At 75.7% G+C, this 11,997-nt stretch carries 3 protein-coding genes; all 3 read right to left on the bottom strand.

Going from position 1 to position 11,997, the window contains the following annotated elements; all coding sequences use genetic code 11:
• The coding region (locus IF67_RS0130060; RefSeq protein WP_158713183.1) for a type I polyketide synthase at nt 1-3,348 on the bottom strand (3,348 nt) is incomplete at its 3' end.
• Nucleotides 3,341-10,684, bottom strand: coding sequence for a type I polyketide synthase (locus tag IF67_RS0130055; RefSeq protein ID WP_030990982.1), 7,344 nt, complete (start codon nt 10,682-10,684; stop codon nt 3,341-3,343). The genes IF67_RS0130060 and IF67_RS0130055, both read right to left, overlap by 8 nt.
• Before the next feature lie 237 nt (nt 10,685-10,921).
• Nucleotides 10,922-11,965 carry a 2-hydroxyacid dehydrogenase gene (locus IF67_RS0130050; RefSeq protein ID WP_030990980.1) on the bottom strand — a complete coding sequence of 348 codons (1,044 nt, stop codon included), beginning with the start codon at nt 11,963-11,965 and terminating at the stop codon, nt 10,922-10,924.
• Nucleotides 11,966-11,997: the final 32 nt, after the last annotated feature.

Here is an 11,997-nt window from a genome sequence, read left to right as displayed (position 1 = left end):
GACGAGGGCGGGGGCGGGGGCGGAGGGCTGCCGGGCGGGTGCCGTGGCGACCGTGTGGGTTGCGGCCCGGGTTTCGGCGAGGAGGGCGTCGAGGGCCTGCCGGACGGGTTCCGCGACCGGCGGCCAGGGGTGCGGCAGCGCTCCCCCGCCCCCTCCCCCTTCGGGGGAGGGGGAGGAGGGTGGGTTCGGGGGTGGGGGTGGGCCCGCGGGCGCGAAAAGCCCGGTGTCCGGCGCCGTGCCGCCGAGGCGGACCAACGGCGAGCCGAGGTCGAGCCGGACCGACGCGCCGGCTCCTGACGGGGCACCGGCTCCTGACGGGGCAGCGGGTCCTGACGGGGCAGCGGGTCCTGACGGGGCGGCGGCGGCTGATGGGGCTGCGGCTCCTGCCTGGGCTGGGGCGTGGTCCGCGACGGCGGGGGCCACGGCGCTGTCGGCGACAACCGGGGCGGCACCGTGATCCCCGACAGCCGGGTCCACTGCGTGATCCGCGGCGGCCGCGGCGGCCGCCGCGGGCGTGGTGTCCGCGACAGCCAGGGGGGCCCCGGCCGGCGGCTCCAGCCGCTCCCAGCGCGGGCGCAGCCCCTCGGCCCACAGAGCAGCCGACAGCCGGCGCAGTTGCGCCCTTCCGTCGCGGCGGGAGTCGGCCGCCGCGACGGCGAGATGGTCCTCCCCGTGGAGGGTGTCGGCGACGAAGCCCGTCAGGCTGCCGGCGCCGATCTGGACGAAGGCGCGTACGCCCGTCTCGTACAGCCGTCTGGTCAGTTGCTGGAAGCGGACCGGTTCCAGGAGGTGCCGCAGCACCAACTGGCGTATCTCTACGGGCTCTTGGGGGAAGGCGGCGATGGTCGTGGCCGACCATACGGGGAGGCGTGGGTCCCGCAGCGGCAACGCGTCGAAGGCGGCCCCGACCTGGCCGAGGTAGGGCGCCCACATCGGCGTGTGGAAGCCGGAGCGGAAGGGCATCTCCTGGGCCCGTACACCCTGCCGGGCGAGTCTGCTCACGGCCTCGGCCAGCTGCTCGGGAGCTCCGCAGATCACCGACTGGTGCGGGCAGTTGTCGTGGCTGACCGCGACCCGCTCCAGGCCTTCCAGCACCGCGGCCGCCTGTGCGGCGCCGCAGCCCAGTGCCGCGTAGACCAGGTCGGGTACGGCGAGGGAGCCGGGCCGCAGCGAATCGAGGAAGGTGTCCACGGCCCGGTGCGGATACATCCCGGCGACCACCATGGCGGTCCATTCCCCGAGGCTGTGGCCGGTCAACAGGTCGGGGACGATGCCCAGTTCGGTCAGGGCGCGGGCGAGCAGCCGGCCGACGGCCAAGGAGTCGACGGCTCGTGCGACCAGGCCGCTGCCGCCGGAGACCGTGGGGCGGGGCAGGGACAACCGGTCGGCGATGTCGTCCACGCGCGGCGGCGGCTCCGCCTCCAGCCCCGGGAACACGAAGGCCAGCCGCGCTCCCGTCTCCCGGGCGTACGGCCCGAAGAAGGGGCTCGGGGTGAACCACACCTCGCCGCGCCCCCGCCACGGCAGTCCGCGCGCCAGGATCTTGGCGGCCAGGGCGCGGCGCTGCGGGGTGGGGTCGAGCAGGGCGAGGCGGCAGGGGCCGTCGTCGACGGGCAGGCCCCTATCCGCGCCCGTGCCCCCCTCCGCCACGTTCCGTAATTTTTCGGCGAGTGCGCCGGGAGAGTCCGCGGTGAGGAGTACGGTGCGCTCCGGTTCCACCGTGCGCGCCGTCGGCTTCAGTACGGCCGTCCGCTCCGGTACCGCCGTGCGCGGCGTCCGGTCCGGTACCGCCGTGCGCGGCGTCCGCTCCGGTTCCGCCGCCCGCAACGGTTCCGCCGTCCGCTCCCCTTCCGCCGTCCGCAGCGGGGAGTTCCGGGGCACGGGCGGCGCGTCGGCACGCTGCCGTCCCGGGGCTTCCTCCAGGATCACGTGGGCGTTGATTCCGCCGAAGCCGAAGGCATTGACACCGGCCCGCAGGGGTGCCCGTCCGGCGTCCCAGGGCTCGGCCTCGGTGACCGGGCGCATCCGGGTCCGTGCCAGGCCCTCGTGCGGCTCGTCCAGGTGCAGGGTCGGCGGCAGGGTCCGGTGGTGGACGGCGAGCGCGGCCTTGATCAGTCCGGCGATGCCGGCGGCCTGCATGGTGTGCCCGAGCATCGACTTCACCGAGCCCAGGCCGACCGGTGACCGACCCGCGCCGGGCGGCCCGAACACCCGGGCCAGGGTGTCCAGTTCGGCACCGTCGCCGACCGGGGTTCCGGTCCCGTGCGCCTCCAGCAGGCCGAGTGCCGTGGGGTGTTCCGGGTCGAGGCCGGCGCTGCCCCAGGCCTGCTCCAGCGCCCGGATCTGCCCCTCCGTCCGGGGGTTCATCAGACTCGACGCACGCCCGTCCCCCGCCACTCCCGCCCCGCGGAGGACCGCATAGACCCGGTCCCCGTCGCGTTCGGCGTCGGCCAGGCGTTTGAGGAGGACGACGCCGGTGCCTTCGGAGAGCAGGGTGCCGTCGGCCCGGCGGTCGAAGGGGCGGATGCTCTGGGAGGGGCTGAGGGCGCGCAGCTGGGTGAAGACGCTCCACAGGGTGGCGATATGGCAGTGGTGCACGGCTCCGGCCGCAACGAGGTCGCAGCGTCCGGCGGCCAGCAGATCGACGGCCTGCGCCACGGCCAGCAGCGAGGAGGCGCAGGCCGCATCGAGGGTGTAGGCGGGGCCGCGGAAGTCCAGCCGGTTGGCGGTCCGGGCGGCGGTGAAGCTGGGCACCAGGCCGATGGACGCCTCCGGCTGTTCGGGGCCCAGGCTCGCCTGGAACGCCTCCCTGATGGCGGTGATCTTCGACTCCCCCCATTCCGGGACGAGTTCGCGCAGCGTGACGGCGAGCTGGTGGGCCGTACGGACCCGCTGGTCGAGCCGGGCGGTGGCGACGCCCATGAAGCCGCCGCGGCCGAGGATGACGCCGATACGGGAGCGGTCGGCGGGCAGCCGCTCCTGGCCGCCCGCGTCGGCGATGGCGTCGGCGATCGCGCGCAGGGCGAGCAGTTGGTCGGGCTCGGCTCCCGGGACGGCGCTGGGCATGATGCCGAAGCGGGTGGGGTCGAAGGCGGCCGGCTCGTCCAGGAAGCCGCCCCGCCGGCAGTAGAAGCGGTCGCTGCGGGCGGGGCCTTCGGCGCCGTGCGGGTCGTAGTAGATCTCCGGGTCCCAGCGGCCCGGCGGCACGTCGGTGATGCAGTCCGTGCCGGCCAGCAGGTTGCGCCAGTACGCGGCGAGATCACCGGCGCCGGGGAAGACCGCCCCCATGCCGACGATCGCCGCGTCCGTGGGCCGTGGACCGGGCCGCCGGGCACCGGGCTCACTCATCGCCCGCCTCCGCGCCCGCCTCCGCCGCCAGGACGACCTGGGCCGAGGTGCCATGGGCCAGTTCGTCCAGGAAGGCGGCGACCGCGGCATCGGGGTCCAGGAGCGGGATGCCGCGGCGGGCGTAGGCGCGCTCCAGCTCCGGGGTGACCATGCCGCCGGCGTCGGCCGCCCACGGCCCCCAGTCCACGGCGAGGACACGGCAGGCCGTACGCGCCGACCAGGCTCTGGCGAGGGTGTCCAGGGCGTCGTTGGCGGCGGCGTAGTCGGCCTGGCCGCGGTTGCCGAAGACCCCGGCGACGCTGCCGAAGAGGGCGAGGAAGCCCGTGTCGTCACCGGCTGCCGACAGGAGATGACGGGCCCCGTCGACCTTGCCGGCGAAGACCCGGGCGAAGGAGGCCGGGTCCTTGTCCCGCAGCAGCTTGTCCTCCAGGGTGCCCGCGCCGTGCACGATCCCGTCGAGACGGCCGTGCCGGTCCCGGATGTCCTGCGCCACGGCACGGACGGCGGCCGCGTCGGTGACATCGGCCGCGTGGTAGCGCACGGAGGCGGCGAGCGGTTCCAGGGCGGCGAGCGTGCCGGTGATCTCACGGCGGGCCAGGACCCGGGTGGCCGCCGCCTCGATCTCGGCCGGTCTGCGCAGCCCTTGGGCGATGAGCGCGGCGCGCAGCGCGATGCGGTCGTGGGCGTGCGCGAGCGCCGGGTCCTCGGGGCCCCCCTCCAGGGGTGTGCGCCCGAGGAGTTCGATATGGCAGCCGTGGGCGCGGGCCAGGGCGTGGGCCGTGCGGGCGGTGATACCGCGCGCGCCGCCCGTCAGCAGCACCACGGAGCCGGCACCGAGCGGCGGCCGGCCGGCGGCGGTGAGGTCGCGGGGCAGTGGTGTGGGGACGGTGCGCAGGGTGGTGCGGGTGCCGTTGGTGCGGCCGACGACGACCGGTTCGCCGGGTGCGCAGAGTTCGGCGAGCAGGTGGGCGGCGATGCGTTCGGGGCGGTCCTTGGGGTCGATGTCCACGGCGCGTATGAGGACCTCGGGGTATTCGAGGGCGGCCGTACGGGCGAATCCGCGCAGCCCGGCGCCGGGCAGCGGGTCGGGAGCCTCCTCGGTGGCGTCGTGGCCGAAGGTGCCGCCCGCCGCGGTGGCCAGCAGCAGCCACCGCGCTCCGCCGGTGAGGGCGGCACGCAGCCCCGCGTACTGTCCGGGCAGTACCGCACCGCGGCCCGCCCGCAGGGCACTGAGGTCCACCAGCCCGCCCGCCCCGTCGGCCGCGGCCTCGGCCAGCCGCTCGGCGGGGACGGTACGCACCCGTGCGCCATGGCTCTCCAGGAGGGCCGCGAGCGCGAGCGCCACCCCCTGCCCGTCCTCCACGACCGTGAAGTCGCTGCCCGCCACCACCTCGGCGGGCGGCCGGCTCGCGGGCGGGCCGAGGGGGGTGACCTGGACCAGGTGGCGGGTGGGGGGCTGCGGTACGGGGGCGGGGCCCGCGGCGCCCGCGGCGGGCGGGTGGACGGTGGCGGGCGGCGCGGGAAAGGACGGCGCGGGCTGCACCAGGACGGCCGGTGCGGAGTCGGGGGTGGCGGGGGCCGGTTCGGGCGGGAAGGCGGCGGGATCCGGTGCGGACCCGCGTAAGGAGAGGGCTGGTGCGGACGCCGACAAGGCCAGGTCCGGTGCGGACCCGGACAAGGCCAGGCCCGGTGCGGGCTCGGCCGAGGAAGGGGCCTTTGGTGCGGGCTCGGCGTGGGCGGCGGCGATCCAGTCGACGATGCCGCTGATGGTCTTGACCCGGGCCAGCTGCTCCACCGCCGACTCCATGGCGCCGTCGGCGTCCTGCGGCAGTCCGATCCGGTCGGCCAGTGCGCCGATGATCTCCACGCGCTTGATGGAGTCCACCGAGAGATCGGCTTCCAGGTCCAGCCCGGCGTCGAGCATCTCGCGCGGATAGCCGGTGCGGGTGTGGATGATCTCCCGTACGGCGTCGAGGAGTTCGTCGGAGCTCAGCTGCTTCGCCTCGATGACGGGCGCCGGCGCGAGGGCGGCTTCGGCGACTTCGGCGGGGGCCCCGGCACCGCCCGCCAGGGGCGCCGTGTACAACGGGGCGGCCGGAGCGACGGGCGCCGTCCGGCCGGCCGCGGTAGCCTCCCCCAAGTACCTCAGCACGACGTCCCGTTGGGCGACGACCAGCTCTCGTGAGACCCGCAGGTACTCCAGCACCGCATCCTGCCGGGCCGCGTCACCGGGTGCAGTACCGGAGGCGGTGCCGGATGCGGTGCCGGATGCGGTGCCGCCTGTGGGCGCCGTCCCCTCATCGCCCCGCCGGGTGTCCACGCGTCGCGCCGGGCGCAGCCCGCCCGGCAGGAAGGCGCCGTCGGCGGTGCGCACCAGGTGCCCGTCCACCAGCCATCCCGGGCGGCGCGGAGCCGTGGCGGGCAGGAGCGCCGTACGCCCGCGGAACAGGGCCTCCGGATCGATCGGGACCCCGGCCGCGGCGAGCCGGGCCAGGACGTGCGGCAGCCGGGCCAGTCCGGGCTCGCCCGGCACGTCCAACGCCACGGCGGTGTGCGGCCGTCCGCCCAGGATGTGCCCGACCAGGCCGGTGAGCACCCGGCCGGGTCCGGCCTCCACGAAGGTGCGCACCCCGGCGGCGTACATGTCCTCGATCTGCTCCACGAAGCGCACCGGTGCGGCGACCTGGTCCGCCAGGGTGACGCGTACCGCACAGGCGTCGCGCTCGTAGGGGCGCGCGGTGGCGCCGGACCAGACCGGGAAGGCGGGCGCGGACACCTGTGCCGCGGACAGTTCGGCGGCGAGCTCGTCGCGGGCGGCGGCGAGTTGCGGGCTGTGGAAGGCGCAGGCGACCGGCAGGCGCCTCGCCTGCACCCCGGCGCTGAGCAGCGCCGCCACGGCCGCGTCCACGGCGTCCGTGGGCCCCGAGATCACGCTCTGTTCGGGCGCATTGTGATTGGCGACGACGACCCCGGCGCCCTGCGCCAGATCCCGAACCCGCTCCGGGGTGGCCACGACGGCGGCCATCGCCCCGGGGTCGTCCCCGGCCGCCCCGAGGATCGCCTCGCCGCGGCGGGCACTGAGCCGGAGCAGCGTCCCGGTGTCGTAGGCACCCGCGGCCCACAGTGCGGTCAGCTCGCCGTAGGAGTGCCCCGCCGTGCAGTCGGGGCGCACGCCGAGCGTGGTGAGCAGCCGGTGTGCGGCGGCGGAGGCGAGGCCGAGCGCCGGCTGGGCGACGCGGGTGTCGGTGAGGGCGGCCTGCTGGGCGGCCCGCCCCTCGGCGGTGAAGGCTGTGGGCGGGAACATGGCCGCGACCCACTCCGGATCGGCGTCGTCCAGCAGGCCGCGCAGCGCGGGGAAGGCGAGGAACAACTCGCCTAGCATTCCGGGCCGTTGACTCCCCTGGCCGGGGAAGAGGAAGGAGACCGGTCCGGGGTCGGCGTCCGGCCGGCGCGGATACACGCCCTCGACGGCGTCGAACCGGCGGGCGGCCGCCAGCTTGACGGCGAGATCGTCGAGGTCGTCGGCCACGACACAGAGCTGGACAGGACCCGGTGCCGCGGCGGTCTCGGCGGCCAGGTCGCGCAGCGGCCAGGGCCGTCCGGCGGCGTCGTTGTCCGCCAGCCGCGCGGCGAGGCGCTCCATGGCCCGTTCGGCGGCGGGGCGGTCGGCCCCTCGGAAACAGAAGAGCTCGGCGGGCCAGTGCGTCAGGGCGTGGGCGGGCTCGGGAGCGCCGTCGTAACCGGCGAGCACGGCGTGGTAGTTGGTGCCGCCGAAACCGAAGGCGCTCACCCCGGCGATGCGCCGCCCCACGGGGACCGGCCAGGGCCGTGCGTGCCCGGCGTCGAAGCGGAACGGGCCGGTGTCCGGTCCGGTGTCCGGTCCGGTGTCGGCAGCCGGCCGGGTCAGATGCAGGGTCGGCGGCCGTACGCCCGTGTGCACGGCGTGTGCGGCCTTGATGAGCCCGGCCAGGCCGGCCGCGCATTTGGTATGCCCGATCTGCGACTTGACCGAGCCCAGTGTGCAGCTGCCCGGTGCGGCTCCCGCGTCCTCGAACAGTGCGGTGAGGACGCCGAGTTCGGCGGTGTCACCGACGACCGTTCCGGTGCCGTGGGCTTCGAGCAGTCCGACCTGCGCGGGACTGATCCCGGCGCGTCGGTAGGCGCGTTCCAGGGCGCGCCGCTGGCCTTCGGGCCGCGGTGCGATCAGCCCGAGGGAGCGTCCGTCGCTGGAGGTGCCGACCGCCTTGATGACCGCGTAGACCCGGTCGCCGTCGCGCTCGGCGTCCGTGAGCCGCTTGAGGACCAGTGCGCCCACGCCCTCCCCGAGCGCGATGCCGTCGGCCGCCGCGTCGAAGGGGCGGCAGCGGCCGGTGGGCGACAGGGCGCGTACGGACGCGAACATCAGATAGTCGTTGATGCCGTTGTGCACATCGGCGCCGCCGCACAGCGCCATATCGCTGTCGTGGTCGCGCAGTTGGCGGCAGGCCAGGTCGAGCGCGGCGAGCGAGGAGGCGCAGGCGGCATCGACGGTGCAGTTGGCGCCGCCCAGGTCGAGCCGGCTCGCGATGCGCCCGGCGATGACGTTGGCGAGCACGCCGGGGAAGGAGTCCTCGGTCAGGCGGGGCAGTTCGGCGTCGAGGCCGGGCGGCAGCTCTCCCAGGTAGGCCGGGTGCAGCGTGCGCAGGCCGTAGGCGCCCGCCAGTTCGGCGCCCGCCTCGGCACCGAAGACGACGCTGGTGCGGGTGCGGTCGAAGTCGCGGTCGGCGTATCCGGCGTCCGCCAGCGCTTTGGCGGCCGCTTCCAGGGCGAGGAGCTGCACGGGCTCGATGCCGGTGAGGGAGGCCGGGGGGATGCCGTGGGCGAGCGCGTCGAACGGGATGGCGGGCAGGAAGCCGCCCCAGCGCGACGGGGTGCGTTCGCCCGCCCGCGCGGGGTCCGGGTCGTGGTACGTACCGGTGTCCCAGCGCTCGGCGGGGACCTCGGTGACGGAGTCGACGCCGGCGACGACATTGGACCAGAAGCGGGCGGTGTCGGCCGCGCCGGGATAGAAACACGCCATGCCGACGATGGCGATGTCCAGCGGCTCCGCGTCCCGCTGCGGTTGCCCGTCGGGGGTCCGGAACTGTTCCGCCCGCGCCGTGAGCTGTGCGGTGGCCCCCTCGGTGACGTCGGTGTGCAGCGCGGCGACGGTGGTGGGGGCGCTGCGGGCGGTGGCGGCCTGGCCCAGCATGTACAGGCCTTCCCGGCGCTGTTCCGGCTCCCCCACCGGCGCGGGCGGCCCGCCGTCCGTATGGCGCAGGCCCTTGCTCGCCAGGCGCAGCCGTCCGAGGTTGCGGCGCTCCAGTTCCTCCCACCGGGCGCGCGGGTCGGTGCCCTGCACGGCGAGGCGCTGTTCGGCCGCCGCGAACTCCTCGGCGTAGGCCGTCTCGGCGCAGCGTGTGGCATGGCCCGGTGCGGTCCGCAGCAGTACGGTCCGGTCGCAGGCCAGCGCGGTGCCCTGGAAGCCGGGGAGTACGGCGCCGGTGGCCACGGCCTCCTGGGTGAACAGGTATGCGGTGCCCATCAGGACGCCGATACGGGCGCCGAGCTCGGTGAGCGGGGCCGCGGCGGCTGCCGCCATGGCGGCGGAGCGGGCGTCGTGGATGCCGCCCGCGAAGAGCAGGTCCAGGTCCTCGGCCGTCCCGCCGTGCGTCCGGGCGTGGGCGGTCAGCCGCTCGATCTGCTCCTCCCACAGCGGGAAGCTGGCCCGGGGGCCGATGTGACCACCGCACTCCTGCCCTTCGAAGACGAATCTCCGGGCGCCTTCGGCGAGGTAGCGCTCCAGCAGCCCCGGTGCCGGGACATGGAGGTAGGTCCGTGTCCCGGCCGCTTCGAGGGGTGCGGCCTGGGCGGGCCGGCCACCGGCGATGAGGGCGTACTCGGGGGCGAACTCGGCGACCGCGGCGAGTTGTTCGCGCCGGAGTTCGGTCGGTGCGAAGCCGAGCAGTCCCACGCCCCACGGGCGCTCGCCCAGCCGCTCGGCGGTCTCGGCCAGCAGCCGGCGCACCTGCCCGCCATCCATGACGGCGAGCGCGAGGAAGGGCAGTCCGCCCTCGGCGGCCACGGCGGCGGCGAAGGCGGACTCGTCGCTGACCCGGGTCATCGGCCCCTGGGCCACGGGGAGATGGCGGGATCCGGGGCGCGGGGCGAGCGGCCGGGTGCGTGCCGCCGCGGCGAGGTGCTCCGCGAGACCGGTCCGTACCGCCTGCACGATGCCACCGGTGGTGCGGTGCCGCGCGGCGAGCCGGGCGGCGAACGCACCGTCCTGGCCGACGGGGAGCAGCTGGGTGTGCAGGTCGCGGGCGCCGAGGAGCGCGGCGACGCGGGCCGGGCCGGTGTTCTCCCCGGTGGCCCCGGCGCCGGTCTCCGCGGCGCCGGCGGCCGCGGGTGTGGTGAGGTCCGGGCGGGTGAGGACCCGGTGGCCCGCGACGAGCGTGGTCTCGCTGCCGTCCATGGCCCGGATCGCGGCGGCGACCGCCAGGGGCAGCCGGGCCTCGCCCTCGGTGGTCAGCGCGAGCTGGGAGTCGAGCAGCACTCCGGCCGCGCCACCCGCGACGGCCGCGGCGGCGGTGTGCGGGCCGATGCCCCCGGCGGCGAGCACGGGGATCGTCACAGCCGGGTCGGCCAGTACGCGCTGCAACAGGACGCAGGTGGTGAGTTCGCCCACCCGGCCGCCCGACTCATGGCCCCGGGCGACGAGCGCGGTGGCTCCGGCGGCACACGCCGCAGCGGCCTCCTCGGGGGTGGTGATCTCGGCCCATACGCGGCGCCGCCCGCCGCCGGCCCAGTCGTCCGGCCCGGGGACCGCGCTCTGCCCGGGGACCGCGCTCGGTCCGGTGGCGGCGTGCGTGACGGCGTGCGGCACGGCGGTGTACGACCGTGGGTCGGCGAGCAGCACGGTGTCGACCTCGTCGGGCAGGTCGGCGGGCGTGAGCGGACATCCCACCGGCACCCGCACTCCGTGGCGCAATCGTCCGGTCCTGGCGAGCGCGGCGCGCGCGGCGTCGGCGTCCCGGCCGAGGTCCAGCAGACCGAGCGCGCCCGCGCGTTCGGCCGCCACGACGATCCGCTCGCCCGGCTCCTCGAAGGGCGAGAGCGCGACGACGAGGTCACGGCCCGCGGTCCCAGGGCCGGCGGGCCCGTCGGGGGCGGGACCGGGCCGAGCGGCCCCGGCGGTCTGCCCGGCAGGGGCAGCCCCGGGACGAGACGGACCGCCGGGAGAGGAGGCAGGAGGGCGGGAACCGGGGTCGCCGGGCCCGGAAAGGGGGTTGCCGGGGAGAGGGGGCCAGGGGGCCACGGGCGCTCCTTCTGCTGGGGGCGGACACGCTTTACCACTGCCACCTGCGGTAACCAGCGGTAGGACATGCCCTGGCCCGCTGATACCGCGTTGCATGGTGGAGCCACCCCCGTGCACTGTCAACGCACGCGTACCAGGCGGTAGTTGATTTCGCCAAGGTCACGAAGGTGGTCTTCCACCTCCGCCACCTCCCCGGCACCTGGGCCGACGCCGCCCCGACGACCTACTCTTGACGCCTCAACTGGCCGGAAATACACCTGGGTTGGCACAGTTGACCAGTGGCTCCCCGCGCAGATAGCGGCCGGCCTCCGCGGCGACGATCCGTGCCGCCTTGTGCGCGACTTCCTGGCTGCCGCCCGCGATGTGCGGGGTGAGCACGACGCCGGGGGCGGTCAGCAGCCGGGAGCCCGCGGGCAGCGGCTCCTCGGAGAAGACATCGAAGCCGGCGCCGGACAGCTGCCCGGATTCCAGGGCGTCGCAGACCGCGTCGTAGTCGAGGAGCGCACCGCGGGCGCAGTTGACCAGGACCGCACCACGGGGCATCGCGGCGATCTGCTTGCGCCCGATCATGCCCGTGGTCTCCTCGGTGACCCGGGCGTGCAGGGAGACGATGCGGGAGCGGGTCAGCAGTTCGTCGAGGGAGACCTGTTCGGCGAGGCCGGCCAGCACCTCGGGGCGGACGTAGGGGTCGTGGACGAGGACCTGGGCGCCCATGACGGCGAGGACCTTGGCGACCCGGCTGCCGATGGCTCCGAAGCCGATCAGCCCGACGGTGGCGCCTTCGATCTCGATGCCGCAGTTGTCGTAGTCGTAGTAGTCGCCGCGCCAGACGCCCCGGCGCAGATCGGTGTGGGTGTCGCCGACGCCGCGGGCGGCGGCCAGCATCAGGGTGAGGGTGTGCTCCGCGGTGGCCGTGGCGTTGCGGCCGGGGGCGTAGCAGACCGCGACGCCGTGCCGGGTGGCGGCCTCGACGTTGGCGTTGACCGGACCGCCGCGGCTGGTGCAGAACAGCTTCAGATCGGGGCAGTGGGCGAGGATCCGCTCGGTGAGCGGGCCGTGCTCGGTGAGACAGATCTCGACGCCTTGGAGGGCCGCGATCATCTCGTCCTCGCTGCCGGAGGCCTCGATGACCTCGGCGACCGGCCCGAAGGGGGTGTGCGGCCAGTCGAATTGGATCTCGCGTACGTCCAGCGGGGCGTCCCCGGCGGCCGCCCGCACGGCCCGGGTGAACAGGACCGGGCGGATGAAGTGGTTGCCGGCGGCGAGGACGGTGGTGCTCATGAGGGGCTTCTCCTGAGAGGCGGGTGCGGTGC

It is taken from the genome of Streptomyces sp. NRRL S-1813 (assembly GCF_000719605.1).
Taxonomy (GTDB): Bacteria; Actinomycetota; Actinomycetes; order Streptomycetales; family Streptomycetaceae; genus Streptomyces; species Streptomyces decoyicus.
This window is presented reverse-complemented; position numbering and strand designations above follow the sequence as displayed.